The organism is Rhizobium anhuiense bv. trifolii (assembly GCF_024346605.1).
GTDB classification, from domain to species: Bacteria; Pseudomonadota; Alphaproteobacteria; order Rhizobiales; family Rhizobiaceae; genus Rhizobium; species Rhizobium anhuiense.
Genome location: NZ_CP098803.1, coordinates 3,559,719 through 3,579,358, shown reverse-complemented (window position 1 = coordinate 3,579,358; position 19,640 = coordinate 3,559,719). Strand labels below are relative to the sequence as shown.

Annotated in this window: 20 protein-coding genes and 1 tRNA gene; 13 read left to right on the top strand and 8 right to left on the bottom strand. The window is 61.4% G+C overall.

Features of this window, described 5'->3' with window-relative positions; all coding sequences use genetic code 11:
• Positions 1-608 precede the first annotated feature (608 nt).
• A tRNA-Ile gene (locus NE851_RS26390) sits at positions 609-684 on the bottom strand.
• Between the two features lie 201 nt (positions 685-885).
• On the opposite strand from NE851_RS26390, the gene NE851_RS26385 reads away from it, so the two are divergent.
• Positions 886-1,254, top strand: a complete 369-nt coding sequence (locus NE851_RS26385) for a response regulator (protein ID WP_047611029.1) — start codon at positions 886-888, stop codon at positions 1,252-1,254.
• A 101-nt stretch (positions 1,255-1,355) separates the two neighbouring features.
• Here NE851_RS26385 and NE851_RS26380 read toward each other — a convergent pair whose 3' ends face one another.
• The 3 genes from NE851_RS26380 to NE851_RS26370 all read right to left on the bottom strand — a co-directional run bounded on the left by NE851_RS26380 (position 1,356) and on the right by NE851_RS26370 (position 3,259).
• Positions 1,356-1,547 (bottom strand): hypothetical protein, encoded by a 192-nt coding sequence (locus NE851_RS26380; RefSeq protein ID WP_028756001.1) that lies wholly within the window; start codon positions 1,545-1,547, stop codon positions 1,356-1,358.
• Positions 1,544-2,209: an acyl-homoserine-lactone synthase gene (locus NE851_RS26375; protein WP_063474578.1), complete on the bottom strand. Its 666-nt coding sequence runs from the start codon at positions 2,207-2,209 to the stop codon at positions 1,544-1,546. The genes NE851_RS26380 and NE851_RS26375 overlap by 4 nt, the downstream gene beginning before the upstream one ends.
• A gap of 324 nt (positions 2,210-2,533) precedes the next feature.
• Positions 2,534-3,259, bottom strand: a complete 726-nt coding sequence (locus NE851_RS26370) for a LuxR family transcriptional regulator (RefSeq protein ID WP_028758644.1) — start codon at positions 3,257-3,259, stop codon at positions 2,534-2,536.
• Positions 3,260-3,382: 123 nt separating this feature from the next.
• On the opposite strand from NE851_RS26370, the gene NE851_RS26365 reads away from it, so the two are divergent.
• On the top strand, positions 3,383-3,577 hold the full coding sequence (locus NE851_RS26365; RefSeq protein WP_018242928.1) for a hypothetical protein: 195 nt from the start codon (positions 3,383-3,385) through the stop codon (positions 3,575-3,577).
• A gap of 708 nt (positions 3,578-4,285) precedes the next feature.
• Here the strand turns inward: NE851_RS26365 and NE851_RS26360 are convergent.
• Together NE851_RS26360 and NE851_RS26355 are read right to left on the bottom strand one after the other, a co-directional pair.
• A complete protein-coding gene (locus NE851_RS26360; protein ID WP_028755998.1) occupies positions 4,286-4,525 on the bottom strand; it encodes a DUF2934 domain-containing protein in 240 nt (79 codons plus the stop codon).
• Between the two features lie 24 nt (positions 4,526-4,549).
• Complete coding sequence (locus NE851_RS26355; RefSeq protein WP_028756342.1) at positions 4,550-4,756, bottom strand: hypothetical protein; 207 nt, start codon at positions 4,754-4,756, stop codon at positions 4,550-4,552.
• A 357-nt stretch (positions 4,757-5,113) separates the two neighbouring features.
• On the opposite strand from NE851_RS26355, the gene NE851_RS26350 reads away from it, so the two are divergent.
• Positions 5,114-5,497: a BRA0787 family protein gene (locus NE851_RS26350; RefSeq protein ID WP_028756343.1), complete on the top strand. Its 384-nt coding sequence runs from the start codon at positions 5,114-5,116 to the stop codon at positions 5,495-5,497.
• A 169-nt stretch (positions 5,498-5,666) separates the two neighbouring features.
• Positions 5,667-6,080, top strand: coding sequence for a DUF4174 domain-containing protein (locus NE851_RS26345; RefSeq protein ID WP_028756344.1), 414 nt, complete (start codon positions 5,667-5,669; stop codon positions 6,078-6,080).
• A 64-nt stretch (positions 6,081-6,144) separates the two neighbouring features.
• Here NE851_RS26345 and NE851_RS26340 read toward each other — a convergent pair whose 3' ends face one another.
• Entirely contained in the window at positions 6,145-6,855 is a 711-nt protein-coding gene (locus tag NE851_RS26340; RefSeq protein ID WP_047611771.1) for a GntR family transcriptional regulator, read from the bottom strand.
• 267 nt (positions 6,856-7,122) lie between these two features.
• Here NE851_RS26340 and NE851_RS26335 point away from each other — a divergent pair, with 267 nt between their 5' ends.
• From NE851_RS26335 to NE851_RS26300, 8 genes are all read left to right on the top strand, one after another.
• Complete coding sequence (locus NE851_RS26335) at positions 7,123-8,211, top strand: ABC transporter ATP-binding protein (protein WP_028756346.1); 1,089 nt, start codon at positions 7,123-7,125, stop codon at positions 8,209-8,211.
• Positions 8,212-8,264: 53 nt separating this feature from the next.
• A complete protein-coding gene (locus tag NE851_RS26330) occupies positions 8,265-9,563 on the top strand; it encodes an ABC transporter substrate-binding protein (protein ID WP_047611023.1) in 1,299 nt (432 codons plus the stop codon).
• A gap of 256 nt (positions 9,564-9,819) precedes the next feature.
• The gene (locus NE851_RS26325) at positions 9,820-10,734 is read left to right on the top strand and encodes an ABC transporter permease (protein ID WP_028756356.1); all 915 of its coding nucleotides are present in this window, start codon (positions 9,820-9,822) and stop codon (positions 10,732-10,734) included.
• Between the two features lies 1 nt (position 10,735).
• The gene (locus NE851_RS26320) at positions 10,736-11,557 is read left to right on the top strand and encodes an ABC transporter permease (protein WP_047611022.1); all 822 of its coding nucleotides are present in this window, start codon (positions 10,736-10,738) and stop codon (positions 11,555-11,557) included.
• A gap of 1 nt (position 11,558) precedes the next feature.
• Positions 11,559-12,302 (top strand): aspartate/glutamate racemase family protein, encoded by a 744-nt coding sequence (locus tag NE851_RS26315; protein WP_028756354.1) that lies wholly within the window; start codon positions 11,559-11,561, stop codon positions 12,300-12,302.
• A gap of 3 nt (positions 12,303-12,305) precedes the next feature.
• Entirely contained in the window at positions 12,306-12,917 is a 612-nt protein-coding gene (locus NE851_RS26310; protein ID WP_028756353.1) for a flavin reductase family protein, read from the top strand.
• A gap of 96 nt (positions 12,918-13,013) precedes the next feature.
• Positions 13,014-13,511 carry a heme-degrading domain-containing protein gene (locus tag NE851_RS26305; RefSeq protein WP_254958795.1) on the top strand — a complete coding sequence of 166 codons (498 nt, stop codon included), beginning with the start codon at positions 13,014-13,016 and terminating at the stop codon, positions 13,509-13,511.
• Between the two features lie 132 nt (positions 13,512-13,643).
• Positions 13,644-14,267 carry a DUF2799 domain-containing protein gene (locus tag NE851_RS26300; RefSeq protein ID WP_127430206.1) on the top strand — a complete coding sequence of 208 codons (624 nt, stop codon included), beginning with the start codon at positions 13,644-13,646 and terminating at the stop codon, positions 14,265-14,267.
• A 3-nt stretch (positions 14,268-14,270) separates the two neighbouring features.
• On the opposite strand, the gene NE851_RS26295 is transcribed toward NE851_RS26300, so the two are convergent.
• Complete coding sequence (locus NE851_RS26295) at positions 14,271-15,530, bottom strand: AGE family epimerase/isomerase (protein WP_254958793.1); 1,260 nt, start codon at positions 15,528-15,530, stop codon at positions 14,271-14,273.
• A 216-nt stretch (positions 15,531-15,746) separates the two neighbouring features.
• Here NE851_RS26295 and metH point away from each other — a divergent pair, with 216 nt between their 5' ends.
• Entirely contained in the window at positions 15,747-19,520 is a 3,774-nt protein-coding gene (metH, locus tag NE851_RS26290; protein WP_097542126.1) for a methionine synthase, read from the top strand.
• Positions 19,521-19,640: the final 120 nt, after the last annotated feature.

Below are 19,640 nucleotides of genomic sequence, written 5' to 3'. Positions count from 1 at the left end.
GATTGCATCGCACGGTGCCAGTACATCCGTGGTCACCAGCAAAAGCTATCCGATAGATTGAATTTATGCGCCTCGTGAATTTTCGCAAGGATTAGGGGGCTGCTGATTTAGAGCTAGGCAGGGGGCGCAATAACCGCGGTACGACGAGAAGTACGACACGCGCTCTGAAGTGCGCTAGTTGCTCGGCCGATCCGTCCAGTCGATCATCGCGGCGGCAGCAAAACGGAAGCCCTACCATAGCGCGCCGTCAGCCTTACCAACCGGCGGCTATTGACCAACATGCCCTGTTTGCGTGGCCGCCGCGGCTTGTGTCGGCATAGGCGCCACTCTGCTCGATCATATGGTTGGACAAGGTGCTATGCCCTGTCCGCGAAAGGCCGGAGCCTCGATCGCCGCAAAAAAACGGTGCGACTAGCGATCAGCTCAAGGCAATATTCAGATGGTTACACCCGCGCAGCACGTCGCAAGAAGCTAGCCGGAGACGGCGCCAAGCTCCTCTTGCCGGATCGGAACGAGAACTAAAATGTCTAACTCGGTGGGTCTAAGCTTGAAAGCTGGGACCTTGAACGCAAATATATGCAGGAAAAATAGGATCTTAGAGAGTTGAATGGTGGGCCCGGAGGGACTCGAACCCCCAACCAAGCGGTTATGAGCCGCCGGCTCTAACCATTGAGCTACAGGCCCTTGGCGCCGGGTGTCCGGCGCTTGGATGCCGGGGCAATGGTTCCCGCGGCACGGGTTCCGCTCTAACGCAAATCGGGAAGAGCCACAAGCGGAGAGCGCACGCATCTGTGGACGATGCATATTTCGTGGGCAGCCACTGGAAGCTTCCCGCGCGGACCACAGTTATTCAAGTGACGTTCCGCATGAAAAGGGCGATCGCAGATGGTGGCTTTGAACAGTGCCGTGGTGCTCATCGTGGAGGATGAGCCGCTGATCCGGTTCAATATCCTCGATGTGCTGGAGGATGTCGGCCATGTGGCGCTGGAGGCGGCGAATGCCGATGAGGCGCTGGTGGTGCTGAAGGGCAGGCAGGATGTCGATATCCTGTTCACCGACGTCAACATGGCCGGCTCGATGGACGGCCTCCAGCTTGCCAATCGGGTGAGGGCGATGCGGCCGAACATCGGCATCATCATCACCTCTGGCATGGTGCGGCTCGATCCGATGGCGCTACCCGCCAATACCGCTTTCCTGCCGAAGCCCTATATGCACGACACGCTGATTTCGACGATCAATTCCCTGATGACGTAGTAACACCGCGCAGCCGCAAAACGGGGACTGGTTTTGCGGCTGCGCGCGAGGCGCCGGGAGACATGGCTCGTCTTCAGGCACGGCGGAGGGGAACAGCGCCCTCAGCTGAAGCTGCTCTTCAGCGCCTCGTTCTCATGATGGGCTTTCTTCTCGTAGATCGTGAACAGCGCCATCGAGAGGAGATAGGAGAGGAAGGGATCCCCTATCTGCGTGGCGAGGTCGCGGGATGCAAGGACATGGCGTTCCAGCGCGCCGATATCCTTCTGCGTGGCGGTTTCAGCGAGGCGGTTCATGCTGCCATCTCCAGGAATTGGGTCACGACCGAGCGAGCCGGCACGTGCCTGACATAAAGGGGTAGGGTGAGGCCGAGGGCGGCGCGCATCTTGCGCAGCACGCGGTCCGAAACTTCGAAGGCGCCGCAGCAGACGGGATATTTGCCGTAGCCGTCGGCGCGGCCGAGTTCGTCCACTTCGGCGCCGGCGCGCTTGTAAACGCGCTTGAGGTAGGGCTCGTAGTTGGAAATCATCGTATGGATGCCGTGATCGAGCGCGCATTCGCAAAGCGCAAGCAGCATCATGGAGAAGGCGCGGCCGGCATCGATGCCGGGGAAATCCCGGGCGATCGCCTCTTCATCGATGCACATCCGCGTGCCTTCCCAGATGCCGGGGGCGATGAGATCGGCGGCATCGGGAAAGGTCTCGCGGAACACGTCGTAGAGAAGAGTCGGGCCCGTCGTCGGCATCAGGCGCATGCCGCCATAAAGACGGGTGCGGTTGTCGTTGCACCAGACGAGATAGGCGGGAGCCAGCGAATCGTAGCTGTCGCGTTCGTAAGGGCCGATGACGGGCACGTCCCAGCCGAGCGTATCGGCGAACACCTTCTTGCGCAGGCGAAACATCTGGTCGAGTACGGCAGCGTATTTCTGATACTCATGTGCCTGAATGATAACGAACATTTTGCCCTCCAGCGTTTTCAAGTTCGTGGAAGGCAGAATGGTTCAGGCGGGCCGGATCGGAAATTCCCTCAGATGGGCCCCCTCAGATGAGGGGGGCAGAGCCTGCCGCGCAAAATTGAGATCTTGCGATCACGACATGCGACGACAAACGAGCTTGAGCTTTTCCTGGTCAGCTTGAAGCATTCTGCCGGAGGGTTGGCTGAAACGGGCCAGCTGACCGACCGGCCGGCTTGGCCGTAGAGCCGGGCTACGCCGCGCGCCGGCCGGTCGACCATCCGACTCCGTTTGAGCCAACAGAATGCTGCAATCTGACCAGGAAAGGCTCTAGGGATTGATGATGCGCAATTGCACGGCCCGCGAGGCGGCGGCCGAGATCGTCGCGCAGCCGAGCTTGAAGCGGGCGGTCTTCAGATAATCGCGCGTGGTGTGCTCGGATATGCCCAGGATGACCGAAATATCCTTGTAGTCCTTGCCGAGCGCCGTCCAGTGCAGGCACTCGATTTCGCGCGGCGACAGTGCCGGCACCGGATCGTTCTCGCCATGCAGCTCGTAGACGGCCTTGCGGTGGATCAGATGAGCGATCTCGAGCCATTCGTTGCGGCAGCGGCGGACGAGTTCGGCCCATTGGTCAGCCGGTATGCGGGCATTCATCGACAGGAGGGCGCGGCGCTGCGCCTTGTCGGCGACGGGAATGGAGTAGCCGTTGCCGCTGATGCCGTGCTTCTGGGCGTCGACCAGCATGGCATAGGCCTCCGGCGTCGGCTCGACCTCGCTCCAGTCGAAGGGCAGTTGCCGTTCGAAGCCCTCTTTGACGATCGGATCGACCTTCACATAGCTGTTCAGGAGGTAGCGGGAGACCCAGGCATCCGGATAGGTGGTGCGCACGAAGGGCGAATCGATCTTGCTGGCGATCGTCTGGGCGAGATGGTATGTGACGAAATCGAGGCCATATTCCGCCTGCAGAATGCGGATGGCGGCATCCACATTGGCCGCGGCCTTGATCTGTTCGAAAGCGGACTCGAACTTTTCGCTATAGGTATTCTCAATCATTTCCACTGCCCCAATTCCCTCAATCCTACCGCGAGGGCCGTCATAAATACAAGGCATCCCCACATATGCGGGGAATGACAATTCGGGTCCCATCTGCTAGCGCCTGTCATGAGGAGACCTCATATGGACAGCAAGAGACCATTCGAGATTGCCGAATGCCAACAGGCCGCCAAGGGCCTGAAATCCAGCTGGCAGGACATGGCAGGCTCCGAAGCGCTGATCCGCGCCCTCGTTGCCGAACGCAACGGCGACAGGCCGCTGGCACTGTTCTGGACCGAGGTTCACCGGGCGCTCTGCCAGGAAACCAACGCTTTCTGACGATCGGCCTTCCCGAACGGCTCAGCCTTTTCTCCGCAATTCAGGCATGACACCCACGCCGGCCGGCAGGCAAATCCCACAGCATTTCTGCTCTGCAAAACTGCCGATGAATACGTCTTCATTCATGTCGTGATTCGATTTGGCGGTGAAAGGATCGGACTTTGCGTTCTGGATCTATGGTTAAGAAATCCGCATTATTTCATCGACTTGTTTCGAAACGATTGATGGAGACTTTGCGGAGGGAGCGATGATGTTTGTGGAAACGGTTGCGCTGTGCCGTCGCTGACGCTCTCTTGCGAAAGGCAAGCCGAGCCCTCTTTCCATCCTGAAGCGCCAGGGCCTCGAGAGAAGCAAGGCCGGCTACCGGGGTCCCGCTCCGGCAATGGAGCGGCCGCAGCACCCATCCCCCGTCCTTCGAGGCTCCGGCCTTCGGCCTGCGCATCTCAGGATGAGGGTTGATTGGTGTGTAGCGTGGCTAGCGGCTGATCGGCGGCCGTGTGGCAGGCGGGCGATCGGTATGCCGTGTGGTGCTGAGTGGTGCCGTGCAGAGTCTGGCTTGCCGTTCTGCTCTCCGGGGAGGCAAGCGGCGACGCCTCTCCCCCTCATCCTGATGCGCGCCGCAGGGGCCTCTAAGGACGAGGCCACCACGGGGGGCTCCGGCAATGGACGAGCGCTGCCGAACGGCTGAAGCCGGCTTGGGATTGGGGGTCAGCCGACCATTGTGGAAGGATTGACCCAGTCTTGACGCGGCATTTCGGGCTGCTGCGATCTCGGGCGAAACTTCACCAGCACCTCGCGGCCATCGGAAGAGGCCTTCGTGCGCTCAAGCGCATCGCGTTCGGCAACCGCCTGGCGCCAGTGTTCGTCGTCGCGGCCAATGGGCCGGCCCTGTTCTTCCCAGATCGCGTAAGCTCTTTTGCTGATCCATTCGTGGCGTCTGTCGCTCATCTATCCATTCCACTCGTCAAAGTGTTATTCGGCAATTCTGTCCGGCAGAACCGGCGACCGGCGTTTGGCTGCCATCAGCAGGTCGAGTTCGATAGAGGAGGGCCCGAAACGGGTGAACAGGCTTTCGGCCTGATCGCTCAGCAGGCCATATTTGGAAGCGAATTCATCAAGGCTATAGGGGCGGCCGCGCAGGATTCTGCTTCGGCGCTCCGGCTCACGGATTTGCGTCATTGGTGATAACCCCAGACTGTTTTGCGAATTATGAGAACAAAACAAATTACAACGACAAAGGTTCCGTGATTTTTCAGGGTTTTTTCGCCTCGTCGTACCGTTTTGGGGCGCCTGAATGCGGGTGGCATGAATTTTCCAAAAGGGTGTCGCCTGAGAAAATTTCGCCTAAAAAATGCAAGAATTTCAGCCGGTTATGAAATTGGCTTTCGCGGAGGCCGATAAATGGCTTTATCCCCGGCACGTTACTCTATAGAATCAATCGTGTTATTCGGTCCGCAGGGGCAATATTTTCCGTTCCCGCGTTGATGCCGACCGATACCGGAGGACTTGGCTTCAATCCAACAAGAGGAGACAGACATGATGAATGCACTGCCGCCACTTCATAACGGCCACGCGCCGTTTACCCTCCAGCAATTGTTCCGCGAAGCGCTCTATGCCTTCGAGGAATGGGATAGCGAATTGACCGAGCCGATCGTGACCCACGAAGGACGGATCATCCCCATCAGCTTCGTTTTCGAAGCCATGCGCGAATGCACCGACATCGTGCCGATGAATATCGTCGGCGCCGTCACCGAACGGCTGACCAAGCCGTGGGAGGGCGAAGGCCCGCTCGACCAGATGACCTTCTCGACGGCGGCACGCGTCATGCGCGTGCTGGTGCGCAAGCGCCTTCTCGCCAACGGCACGGCGGATCTCGTCGCCGTTTCGGCCCACGCGGCCGAAGACCAGAGCCGCGACTGACAGGACGAGGATCGCGGCCATGGCTGCGATCCTTTTCCGCTTTTCGGCGGAACCTCGCTCATCCCCAGTCGTTTAGTCCGCACAGCCCGCCACTACGGCGCCTCGCGTCTTCGGACGCGCAATTCTGTACGCGCAATTCTGTAGTGATGACGGCCGAGGAACGAGCATCATGCTGAAATCCATCGTTCATGAAATCATCGGCGCATCCAGGCATGAGCCGGAGCTTCCGCAATCGCTGGAGCAGTTTCGCGACAGGAAGCGGGTATTGATCATCTTCGCCGACGCGCAAGACGACCGTCCAATCATTCAGGACGAATGGCTGCGCAAGGCGCAAATGCGCCTCATCGAGGAAGACGTCGAGGTATTCACCATTGCCGGCGGCGGCGCGTTCGCGCTGTTCGATGATGACTGGGAGCTCGATGCCGACGATATTCGCGCGCGGCTGCAGGGACCGCCGGCCGGTGAGTTCGGCCTGATCCTGATTGGGCGCGACGGAACCGTCCGACTGCGGTCGAGCGAGCCGCAAACCGCGGAGGAAATTTTCGCGGCCTTCGAGACGCTGCCGAAGGAGACACCCTGGTAAGGCTTCAGCCTTCGGTCTGAAACGAAAGCGGGGGTGGCGAAAGCTGCGCTCCCCCTTTGCGTGTTCAGAGCTCGAAGGCTTCCTTGAGGCCGAGGCTCTTGCGTTCGCGCAGATCGAGGTCGGCCTCGATATGGGCGATATGATGCAGCATCAGCTGGCAGGCGCGGTCGAGTTCCTTGACTTCGATCGCCGAAATGATGTCGCCATGTTCGGAGTGGCCGCAGCTCGATGCGGTCGACTGGCCATAGAGCGCAATGACGAGGGATGAGCGGGCAACGAGTTCCTCCATGAAGCGCTGCATGATCGCATTGCCGGATATCGCCGCCAGCGTCAGGTGAAAATCGCCCGATGCCTTGATCTCGGCTCGGCGCGCCGTCTGGCCGCGCTCGCTCATCAGGCGGCCTTCTTCCAGCAGCAGCTGTCTCAGATGGGCGATGTCATCCGGCGTGATCCGGGCGGCTGCCTCGCGCAATATGCCGGGTTCGACGAGCCGGCGGGCGGAAAAGATCTGGCGCGCCTCATCCGGCGAGGGATAAGCGACGAAAGCGCCGCGGTTCTTCTCGACGCTGACGAGGCCTTCATAGGAGAGTGCCTGCAGGGCGGCGCGGGCAAGCGTGCGGCTGACATTGAAGAGATTGCCGACATCGCTTTCCGAAAGCTTGGTACCGGGCGAGAGCCTGCGCTCGACGATCGCTTCGCGAATGGCATCGCGGATCTGTTGCGCGCCGGTCTCGGCGGAGTCGTCGGCCTGCTGAGCCTTGGCAGCGGATTTCATGAAATCGATTTCCTGATGGTCGGCAAACCATATCCGTGTTCGCGGCAAAAGTTAAATAGAATTTGTGCCCGAAGTGACGCTGAAATTGTATACGATCTTTTGCACAAATCGCGCACGATAGCCTAAATCGTGAGCAGATGCGGTTCTGCCTATAATTCGCCCTTGAAACTTCTGTTGATATAAAATCCTTATTTCGCAACGGTTTGATGCAGAAAACTGCATTTGGCACGGCAGATGCATCGTCTTTTTCGAACAGGGGAAGGCATGATGTCGAAAGCGGCAGAGATCGATATAGTATCCGTTTCGAAGGTCTATGGCGCGACGACGGCCGTCCATGCGATCAGCCTGAAAATTCCGGCCGGCTCCTATTGCTGCTTCCTCGGCCCGTCGGGCTGCGGCAAGACCTCGACGCTGCGCATGATCGCCGGCCACGAGAGCATTTCGTCGGGCGATATTCGGCTCGGCAATGTCGTCGTCACCGACTTTCCGCCGGCCAGGCGTGGCACGGCGATGATGTTCCAGTCCTACGCGCTGTTCCCGCATCTCGACCTGATCGACAACGTCGCCTTCAGCCTGAAGATGAAAGGCGTCGACAAGCAGGAGCGGCGGGCGAAGGCGCGCGAGATGCTCAAACTGATGCAGATGGAGGCCTATGCCAGCAGGCGTCCGGCCCAGCTTTCCGGCGGCCAGCAACAGCGCGTGGCGCTGGCGCGCGCGCTGATTACCGATCCGGAAGCGCTGCTGCTCGATGAGCCGTTGTCGGCGCTCGATCCGTTCCTGAAGATCCGCATGCGCGCCGAACTGAAGAAGCTGCAGAAGTCGCTCGGCATCACCTTCGTGCACGTCACCCACAGCCAGGAAGAGGCGATGGCGCTCGCCGATGTCATCGTCATCATGAATGACGGCCGGATCGAGCAGGCCGCAGCACCCCGCGAGGTCTTCGAACGGCCGGCGACGGCCTTCGTCGCGCGCTTCATGGGCGATCACAATGTGCTGTCCGGCCAGGTGACATCGAGCGAAAACGGGGTGCTGGTCATGACGGTGCCGGAGGGGCAGAGCTTTTCCGTGCGCGGGACGGGCAGGGAGGTCGGCGAGCGCGTCGATATCGGCATCCGCACCGATCGCGTGCGCCTGCAGGTGGCGACCGAATGGACGCTCGGCTTCAACGGCATCGTCTCCAACATCGAATATCGCGGCTCTTCCGTGAAGATCACCGTTATCGGCGCCGGCAGCGACGATTTCACCGTCATATCAGACGACGGCGACTATTTCGCCCGGCCGGTCGCCGTCGGCGACACCGTCGCGCTCAGCTGGGCGCTCGAGGATGCCGTGCTTCTCGGCCGCTCCTCGGCGTGAGCCATCACCATCAAGAACCATGAACCTTCCATATCAAGAAAAGGGGAACTGACATGACGACTGAAACGACATCGACCAAGGCGGAGAAGGGTCTGTCCCGCCGCACACTGCTGAAGACCGGCGCTGCCGCCGTCGGCGCCATCGCCGGCTCCGGCGCTATCACCGGCTTTCCGACAATCTGGGCGCAGACGAACATCACGCTTCGCCAGTTCGGCACCGGTGTTTCCAACATCAACGCCATCGCCGAGAAGTGCAAAGCCGATCTCGGCATCACGCTGGAGATGACGGCGACCGATTCCGACGCCGCCGCCCAGCGCGCCGTCACCCAGCCCGACAGCTACGACATTGCCGATATCGAATACTGGATCGCCAAGAAGGTGTTCCCGACAGGCGTCCTGCAGCCGATGGACGTCAAGAAGCTGAAATATTACGACAAGATCGTGCCGCTGTTCATCAACGGCAAGCTGAAGCCGGAAAGCGTCATCGCCCAGGGCACGGCGCCGCACACGGTCGGCTTCGTCGAGGCTCCGGGCGCCAAGACCTTTGCCAAGGAACCGACGCAGTGGATGACGATGGTTCCGACCATCTACAATGCCGATACGCTCGGCATCCGCCCCGATCTCGTCGGCCGCGATATTTCGAGCTGGGCCGACATCATGGATCCGAAGTTCAAGGGCAAGACTTCGATCCTCAACATCCCGTCGATCGGCATCATGGATGCTGCGATGATCATGGAGGCTATGGGCAACATCAAGTATGCCGACAAGGGCAACATGACCAAGGAAGAGATCGACAAGACGATCGAATTCCTCATCAAGGCTAAGGGCGACGGCCAGTTCCGCGCCTTCTGGAAGAGCTTCGACGAATCGGTCAACCTGATGGCATCGGGTGAAGTGGTCATCCAGTCCATGTGGTCGCCGGCCGTCGCCGCCGTCCGCTCCAAGGGTATCGCCTGCAAGTATCAGCCGCTCAAGGAAGGCTACCGCGCATGGGGCGGCGGCCTCGGCCTTGCCTCGCACCTCAAGGGCGCGCAGCTCGATGCGGCTTACGAATATATCAACTGGTACACGTCGGGCTGGGTCGGCGGCTACCTCAACCGCCAGGGCTACTATTCCGCCTGCATGGAAACGGCCAAGAACTTCATGACAGCCGACGAATGGGGCTACTGGATCGAGGGCAAGCCGGCACAGGGCGATATCCTGTCGCCTGAAGGCAAGGTCATGGAAAAGGCCGGCGCCGTTCGCGACGGCGGAGCCTTCGAAGCCCGCATGGGCGCGGTCGCCTGCTGGAACTCCGTCATGGACGAGGACCGCTACATGGTCCGCCGCTGGAACGAGTTCATCGCTGCGTAATGCGATTGCCGTTTTCCCCTCCCCAACCCTCGCCACAAGGGCGAGGGAGTCCGGAGGCGGTGCGGCAGAGAACTCCCTCCCCCTTGTGGGGAGGGTTGGGGAGGGGTCTTTTTTGAGCCCTCCCTGTCGGAAAGCCGGTGGCCCGGACGCCGCCGCGATTCTCTTCTCCCCAGCGGGGAGAAGGTGCCGGCAGGCGGATGGAGGGGGCGGCACGCACCTTCGTTCCACTTGACGTAATCAGAACGGAGAACCGGATATGGCGACCATCGCAGCGGAAACGGAGGAGGACGGCCAGGGCGCGCGCGGCGGGCGTGGACTGAGGCTCTCCCCATCGGCGATATCCTATCTCCAGGCGACGCCGCTGTTCGCCATTCTCGGCTTCTTCTTCCTGCTGCCGATCGCCATGATCGCGGTCGTCAGCTTCTGGGACTACGATTTCGCCGGTCTCTACCCCGATTTCCTCACCATGAACTATACCGACACGCTCGGTTCGTGGGTGACGTGGAAGACCTATCTCAACACGTTGAAATTCACCGCGATCGTCTGGTCGCTGACGCTCGTCATCGGCTTCTGGGTCGCATATTTCCTGGCCTTCCACATCCGCAAGACCTCAACGCAGATGATCCTCTTCCTCGTCTGCACCGTGCCGTTCATGACGTCGAACATCATCCGGATGATCTCGTGGATCCCGGTGCTCGGGCGCAACGGCCTGGTCAATTCGGCGCTGATCAAAATGGGCATCATTCCGCAGCCGATCGAATGGCTGCTCTATTCCGATTTCGCCGTCGTGCTCGCCATGGTGCATCTCTATACGCTGTTCATGGTGACGCCGATCTTCAACACGCTGATGCGCATCGACCGGTCGCTGTTCGAGGCGGCGCGCGATGCCGGTGCGTCGGGCTGGCAGATATTATGGAACGTCGTCATTCCGCTCGCCAAGCCCGGCATGGCGATCGGCACGATCTTCGTCGTGACGCTCGTCATGGCCGACTTTTCGACGGTGCAGGTGATGTCCGGCGGCCAGAGCGCCTCGGTGGCGCTGATGATGAAGAACCAGATGTCGCTGCTGCAATATCCGGCAGCGGCCGCCAATGCCGTGGTGCTGCTCGCCGTCGTGCTCCTGATGGTCGCGGCCATCCTGCGCGTCGTCGACATCCGCAAGGAGCTTTGAGATGAACCACGAAAAACGCGGCCTGCAATTCTATCTGCTGGCGATCTTCTTCATCATCTTCGTACTGTTTCTCTACGGCCCGCTTTCGGCGATCCTGATCCTCTCCTTCCAGGGACCGGACGGCGGCCTGACCTTCCCGATGAACGGCGTTTCCACCCATTGGTTCTTCAACCTGTTCGAGAAGCAGGCGGTCGGCGATTTCGGCGCCTCGTTCCGCCGTTCCTTCACCCTCGGGCTGATGGTGATGGCGGTGACGGTCGTCGTGTCGCTGCTTGCCGGGCTTGCCTTCCGCCGCCGCTTCCGCGGTTCGACCGCGCTGTTTTACGCCACGGTCGCAAGCCTCGTCGTGCCGTCGATCATCATCTCGCTCGGCATCGGCGTGGTCTTCCAGCAGGGAGGGCTGAAGCCCGCCTGGTATTCATCGGCCTTCGGCGCGCATCTCACCTGGACGCTGCCCTTCGGCGTGCTGATCATGTTTGCCGTCTTCAACCGTTTCTCGCCGGCTTACGAAGAGGCGGCGCGCGATCTCGGCGCCAGCTCCTGGCAGACGTTCCGCCATGTCGTGCTGCCGATGATCGCGCCAAGCCTGATCGGCGTCGGCTTGTTCGGCTTCACGCTCTCCTATGACGAATTTGCCCGCACGCTGATGACCTCAGGCAGCTACAACACCTTGCCGCTCGAAATCTACGGCATGACGACCAACGTCACGACGCCGGTGCTCTATGCGCTCGGCACGGTGACGACGCTGTTTTCCTTCACCATCATTCTCATCGCCCTCGGCATCATGATGATGCTCAGCCGGCGGCAGGCAAAGATAAACTGATATGCGCATCCTCATCGTCAATCCGAACACAACGGCCTCCATGACCGAGAAGGCCGCGACCGCCGCGCGTGCGGTGGCAGCCTCCGGCACGGAGATCATCGCCGCGACGTCGCGCATGGGGCCGGTTTCCATCGAGGGACATTACGACGGCGCGCTGGCGATCCCCGGTCTGCTCTCTGAACTCCAGGAGCGGCAGGCGGTCGGCTATGACGCGGCTGTGATCGCCTGCTTCGACGATACCGGGCTCGAAGCGGCACGGAGCTTTGCCGATGTGCCGATCCTCGGGCTTTGCGAATCCGCCGTGGTGACGGCAGGATTCCTGGCGCAGCGCTTCACCGTGGTGACGACGCTGGAGCGCTCGCGGGTGCTGATCGACAATCTCGTGCGCCGCTACGGCATGGGCGAGCGCGCCAAGGTGCGGGCCTCCGACATCCCGGTGCTGGAGCTGGAAGATGCGGCCTCGGGCGCAATCGGCAAGCTCAGGGCCGAGATCGAGCGGGCGCTTTCAGAGGACGGCGCCGAGGCGATCGTGCTCGGCTGCGCCGGCATGACCGATCTGGCGCGCGAGCTGCAGGAGATCTACGGCGTGCCGGTCGTCGACGGCGTTGCGGCCGCCGTCAAGCAGGCCGAGGCGCTGGTGTCGCTCGGGCTTTCCACCAGCAAGCGCGGCTCCTATGCCTCGCCGCTGCCGAAACCCTTCAGCGGGGCGATGAGCGGTTTTGCGCCAGTCCGGAAAGCCGGCTGAGCCATGTCCGTTTCCTTCGATTTCAAACAGCTCAGCGAGCGCGAACGCTACAAGCTGATGATCGGCACGATCATCCCGCGGCCGATCGCGCTGGTGACGACGGTGGATGAGGACGGCCGGATCAACGCCGCGCCCTTCAGCTTCTTCAACTGCCTTTCTGCCGATCCGCCGATCCTTGCGATCGGGGTCGAGAACAATGCCGACATGTCGTTCAAGGACACGGGCCACAATATCCGCATGACCGAGGTGTTCACGGTCAATATCGTCTCCTTCGCCATCGCCGAGGCGATGCATGTCTGCGGCGCCAAATATCCGCGCGGCGTCGACGAGCTGAAGCAGGCGGGGCTGACGGCGATGCCGGGCGAGAAGGTCGCTTCGCCCTTCATCGCCGAGGCGCCGGCCGCCTTCGAATGCCGGCGGCATGTGACGCTGGAACTCGGCCGCTCGCGGCAGATCGTCATGGGTGAGATCGTCTATGCGCATTACCGCGACGGGGTCGTCGATCCGCAAAGGCTGCATGTCGATCCGGCAGCGGTCGATGCGATTGCAAGGCTCGGCGGCGATACCTGCGCCACCATCCGCGACCGTTTCGAGATGCTGACGCCGAAGCTCTGACGGGTGCGATAGGCCATAGGCCCAAGTTTTGCTTTACTTTTTCGGCTCCCGCGCGAATGGTCTGCACGGATTATCGCGGCAGAGGAGCGCTTACCCATGACAATCGAGAACGATCTCAGCCGGATCGCGGAGCAGGAGAAAGCGCTGAGCTTCGACGCTTTCGACCTGACGACGGCATGGCAGCTCGGCAAGCTCCTGCAGGAACTCGCCACCGAGCGCGGCCTCGGCATCGCGATCGATGTGACCTTGCATTCGATGCCGGTGTTTTACGCGGCACTCCCTGGCGTGACGCCCGATAACGTCAATTGGGTCCGCCGCAAGCGCAACATGGTGTTGCGCTATTTCCGCAGCAGCTATGCCTCCGGCCTGAAGTTGCAGAAGGACGGCAAGACGGTCGAAGACAATGGGCTTGATGGCGCCGACTATGCGCCGCATGGCGGCAGTTTTCCGATCAACGTCAAGGGCACCGGTTGCATCGGCGCCGTCACTGTCTCCGGCCTGCCGCAGCGCGACGACCACAATCTCGCGGTCGAGGCACTGGCGCTGATGCTGGCGAAGGATCTGGATACGCTGCGGCTCGACCCGCCGCTCTGATGCGGCCTTTCCCGCCGTAATTTTGACAGAAAAAAGCCATGAAAACTGCAAAATCGTGTCGCCGCTCCGGTGACGCGGCCCTATCCTGCGGCTAAGCTGCGGCATCGCACTCCTATTTTACCCCGGGACGCCATGATCCGCTTGTTTCTTGCGCTTGCCGCCATTGTCGGCTTCGGCCTTTTCCTTGCCTCCTGCAACACGCTGTCCAAGGAGGAATGCGTCGCCGCCGACTGGCGGGTGATCGGTGAGAGTGACGGGGCGGCGGGCTACGAGCCGCAGCAGCGTTTCGCCGCCCATGCGAAATCCTGCGAACGGGTCAAGATCATCCCCGATCAGTCGATCTGGTTCCAGGGCTATCAAGCGGGCCTGGTGCGCTACTGCACGCCGCTCAGCGGGCTTTCACGCGGCCAGGCGGGCAGCGGCTATGCCAATGTCTGCCCACCGGAAGCCGCGCCGGGGTTCCTGCGCGGCTTCAACCTCGGCAGCAAGCAGCACGGGCTGCAGGAACGCCTCAACTCGATGCAGAACGACTATAGCTCCAAGGAGATGAGCATTGACGAGCTTTCCGACAAACTGAAGGACGCCAAGGATGGCGACCGCTCGGAACTGCGCCGGCGGATCGAGGATCTGGAAGACGACATGCACGACATCCGCCGCGACCAGCGCGACGTGCAGGACGATCTCGACCGCGTCAACGAGGATGTCGAATGGTTCCAGCGCAACCCGAGCGCCGAACTGCCGGCGCCGGGTTACTGAAGCTCAGAGCTTGCCGTTGGCCTCGGCGATGCCCTTCGTCAGGCTGCCGGTTGCCGGGAAGAGCGGGATGAGGCAGGCCTGCAGCGCGTGGTAGATATCGCCCTTGCCGGGGAAGAGCGAGTGCGAGGGCACGAGATCTTCCGTCAGTTCCTCATGCCAGCCGCCGTTCTTGTGGTCGATGAAGGCGCGCTCGATCACGTTCCAGATCTTGCGGTAGCTCTCCTCGTGGAAATCGCTCGGCAGATGTTCGTTGAGGAAATGGGCGGCAGCCGCACCTTCGCAGGCCGGCCACCAGAGCTTGTTGCGCTTGGCGGGCTTGTCGTCCCAGTCGAGCGTATAGAAGAAGCCGCCCTTGTCGTTGTCCCAGCCGAGCGCCATGGATTGGTCAAACAGCGCCTTGGCCGCATCCGGCATCCATTCGATGCGTTTGCCGCCGAGCGCCCAGAGCTGCAGGATCAGTCGAGCCCATTCCAGCCAATGGCCGGGCGTCGTGCCGCCCGGGCGGAACATTTCGTTCGGATGATAATAGGTCTTGTCGAGCTTCCATTCGGCGTCGAAATGCTCGGCGACGCGCCAGTCGACCGAACCGGCCGCGCGGCGGATGACGAGGTCGGCGATGCTTTCGGCCTTGGTCAGATATTGCCTGTCGCCGGTCGCTTCGAAGGCCGCCATCAGCGCTTCGGTCAGGTGCATGTTGGAGTTCTGGCCGCGATAGGCGCCGCCGTCGAGCGGCTGCCAGTCGGCGGTGAATTCCTCGGCGATCGCGCCGTGCTTGGCTTCCCAGAACTTCGTGTTGAGGATCTCGGTGATATCATTGAGCATGCCGTCGGCAAGCGGATGGCCGATGGTCTTTGCGGAGGAGGCGGCCAGCAGCACGAAAGCATGGCCATAGCCCTGCTTGTTGGAATCGACCGGACCGTCATTGTTAAGCGACCAGAAATAGCCGCCGTTTTTCCGGTCGCGATGATGGTTCCAGATATAGTTCATGCCGTGGTCGGCGACGTCGGCAGCGCCCGGACGGCCGAGCAGGGCGCCGATCGAGAAGCAATGCACGGCGCGCGCGGCAATATGGATGCCGCGAACCTGGCCCTCGGCGTCGAGAGGCCTGCCTTGGTCGTCGAGATCGTAGAAGCCGCCCTTGGGGTTGACCGAATTGTGCTGGAAGAAATCGAAGAGGCCGTTCGCCTGGTTGAGCAGCCAGTCTCGATGATAGGCGCGGGTCGTCCAGTTTCCAAGCACGGCGTTGCCGGTTGCGGGTGCCATGATGCTCCTCCGATTTCGTGCACAAGCGTTGCAAACGCCTATATAGAGGTCGAGCAAGCCTGTCATCGGTCTATCGCATCGGCCGTCCTTTGCGCGTCTGAAAAAGGCGCGCGGTGCTGTAGCCTTGCAAAGCACGAAATCGATAGGCATATATTGACATAAAGATATCTTTATGTGATTTGGAAGTCTAGTCTTATGACGTCAAGGAGCCCTCCCGTGTTTGACAATCTCTTTGGTCCGGAAACGGGCAAGCGTGACGGCAGTGAAGTTTTCGCGGCTTTGAAACAAGCCGCGAGCGAGCGCATCCTTGTCCTCGACGGAGCCATGGGCACACAGATCCAGGGGCTCGGCTATGACGAAGACCAGTTCCGCGGGACACGCTTCATCGGCTGCGCCTGTCACCAGAAGGGCAATAACGACCTTCTGATCCTGACCCAGCCGGACGCGATCGAAGAGATCCATTACAAATATGCCAAGGCCGGCGCCGACATTCTCGAGACCAACACCTTCTCCTCGACCCGCATCGCGCAGGCCGATTACGAGATGGAAGGTGCGGTCTACGACCTCAACAAGGAAGGTGCCGAGATCGTGCGCCGGGCGGCACAGCGCGCTGAACGCGAGGACGGCCGCCGCCGCTTCGTCGCCGGCGCCATCGGCCCGACCAACCGCACCGCCTCGATCTCGCCCGACGTCAACAATCCCGGCTTTCGCGCCGTCACCTTCGACGATCTGCGTTCCGCCTATGGCGAGCAGATCGACGGCTTGATCGACGGCGGCGCCGACATCATCCTCATCGAGACGATCTTCGACACGCTGAACGCCAAGGCGGCGATCTTCGCCTGCGAGGAGCGCTTCGCGGCCAAGGGCGTGCGCCTGCCGGTGATGATCTCCGGCACGATTACCGATCTGTCCGGCCGCACCCTGTCCGGCCAGACGCCGTCGGCCTTCTGGAACTCGGTGCGCCATGCCAATCCCTTTACGATCGGTCTCAACTGCGCGCTCGGCGCCAACGCCATGCGCCCGCATCTGCAGGAACTTTCGGGCGTCGCCGACACCTTCATCTGCGCCTATCCGAATGCCGGCCTGCCGAACGAATTCGGCCAGTATGACGAAACGCCGGAGCTGATGGCCGCGCAGATCGACAGCTTCGCCCGCGAAGGCCTCGTCAATATCGTCGGTGGCTGCTGCGGTTCGACGCCGGAACATATCAGGGCGATCGCCGAGACCGTCGCCAAGTACAAGCCGCGGCCGATCCCCGAGCATCGTCCCTTCATGTCGCTGTCAGGCCTCGAACCTTTCGAGCTGACCAAGGACATTCCCTTCGTCAATGTCGGCGAGCGTACCAACGTCACCGGCTCGGCGAAGTTCCGCAAGCTGATCACCAATGCCGATTATACGGCAGCGCTCGACGTCGCCCGCGACCAGGTCGAGAACGGCGCGCAGGTGATCGACATCAACATGGACGAGGGCCTGATCGATTCCGAAAAGGCGATGGTCGAGTTCCTCAACCTGATCGCCGCCGAGCCTGACATCGCCCGCGTGCCCGTGATGATCGATTCGTCGAAGTTCTCGATCATCGAATCCGGCCTGAAGCGCGTCCAGGGCAAGCCGATCGTCAACTCGATCTCGCTGAAGGAAGGCGAGGAGAATTTCCTCGCCCAGGCGCGGCTGTTGCACAATTACGGCGCGGCCGTCGTCGTCATGGCCTTCGACGAGACCGGACAGGCCGACAGCTATGAGCGCAAGGTGGAAATCTGCACGCGCGCCTACAAGCTGCTGACCGAGAAGATCGGCTTCCCGCCCGAGGATATCATCTTCGATCCGAACATTTTCGCGGTCGCGACCGGCATCGAAGAGCACAATAATTACGGCGTCGATTTCATCGAGGCGACGCGGACGATCCGTGAGCGCATGCCGCTGGTGCATATTTCCGGCGGCGTTTCGAACCTGTCCTTCTCGTTCCGCGGCAACGAGCCGGTGCGCGAGGCGATGCACGCCGTGTTCCTCTACCACGCCATCCAGGCGGGCATGGACATGGGCATCGTCAATGCCGGCCAGCTGGCGGTCTACGACAACATCGATCCCGAGCTGCGCGAGGCCTGCGAGGACGTGGTGCTGAACCGCCGCCCCGACGGCACCGAACGGCTGCTCGAAGTGGCCGAGCGCTTCCGCGGCGCCGGCGCCCGGGAAGGCCGGGTCCAGGATCTCTCCTGGCGCGAATGGAGTGTCGAGAAGCGTCTCGAACATGCGCTGGTCAACGGCATTACCGAATATATCGAGGCCGATACCGAGGAGGCGCGCCAGCAGGCCGCCCGGCCGCTGCATGTCATCGAGGGCCCGCTGATGGCCGGCATGAACGTCGTCGGCGATCTCTTCGGTTCGGGCAAGATGTTCCTGCCGCAGGTGGTCAAGTCGGCGCGTGTCATGAAGCAGGCGGTCGCCGTGCTGCTGCCCTACATGGAAGAGGAAAAGCGCCTCAACGGCGGCGAAGAGCGCCAGTCGGCCGGCAAGATCCTGATGGCGACGGTCAAGGGCGACGTGCACGATATCGGCAAGAACATCGTCGGCGTCGTGCTGGCCTGCAACAATTACGAGATCGTCGACCTCGGCGTCATGGTGCCGGCGACGAAGATCCTCGAAACGGCGATCGCCGAGAAGGTCGACGTCATCGGCCTTTCGGGCCTGATCACGCCGTCGCTCGACGAGATGGTGCACGTTGCGGCCGAGATGGAGCGGCAGGGTTTCAAGATCCCGCTCTTGATCGGCGGGGCGACGACCAGCCGCGTGCATACGGCCGTGAAGATTCATCCCGGCTACAACAACGGGCAGACGATCTATGTGACCGATGCCAGCCGCGCTGTTGGCGTCGTCTCGGCGCTGCTCTCGCCGGAGACCCGCCAGGGCTATGTCGACGATATAAGAGCCGAATATGCCAAGGTGGCGGCCGCCCATGCGCGCAGCGAGGCCGAGAAGGTGCGCCTGCCGTTGCCCCGGGCTCGCGAGAATGCTCACAAGATCGACTGGTCTGCCTACCAGCCGGTGAAGCCGCAATTCTTCGGCACGCGGGTGTTCGAGGATTACGATCTGGCCGAACTTGCCAAATATATCGACTGGACGCCGTTCTTCCAGACCTGGGAACTGCGCGGCCGTTACCCCGCCATTCTCGAAGACGAGAAGCAGGGCGAGGCAGCGCGCGCGCTCTGGACCGATGCGCAAGCCATGCTCAAGAAGATCATCGACGAGAAGTGGTTCCGCCCGCGCGCCGTCATCGGCTTCTGGCCGGCCGGCGCCGTCGGCGACGATATCCGGTTGTTCACCGACGAGAGCAGGACGCAGGAGCTTGAGACCTTCTATACCCTGCGCCAGCAGCTTTCGAAGCGGGACGGGCGGCCAAACGTGGCGCTCTCCGACTTCGTCGCGCCTGTCACAAGCGGGGTTCAGGATTATGTCGGCGGCTTCGTGGTGACGGCCGGTATTGAGGAAATCGCCATTGCCGAGCGTTTCGAACGGGCGAACGATGATTATTCTTCGATCCTGGTCAAGGCGCTGGCCGACCGTTTCGCCGAAGCTTTTGCCGAGCGTATGCATGAGCAGGTGCGTCGAGAATATTGGGGCTATGCCAAGAACGAGACGCTCAGCAAAGAGGATCTCATCACCGAAGCTTATGCCGGCATCCGCCCCGCGCCCGGTTATCCCGCCCAGCCTGACCACACCGAAAAGGCAACGCTCTTCAAGCTGCTCGACGCTGAAAAAGCGGCCGGCGTGAAGCTGACGGAAAGTTATGCGATGTGGCCGGGTTCCTCGGTCTCCGGCCTCTATATCGGCCACCCTGACTCCTATTATTTCGGTGTCGCCAAAATCGAGCGCGATCAGGTGGAAGATTATGCCAGGCGCAAGGGCATGGAGGTTTCCGAAGTCGAGCGCTGGCTCGGACCGGTGCTGAACTACGTGCCGCGCAAGGCGGATGAGGAGATCGACGACGCGGCGTAACCAGCCGTTTGGCGTCTTCCGCTGATAAAATAATTCAAGAAAGGAGGGAGCCGGAAGTGAATCACTTTCCGGCTCCATGCTTTTGAAAATCAAGAAGATTTTTCTTTTGAGCCGATGATG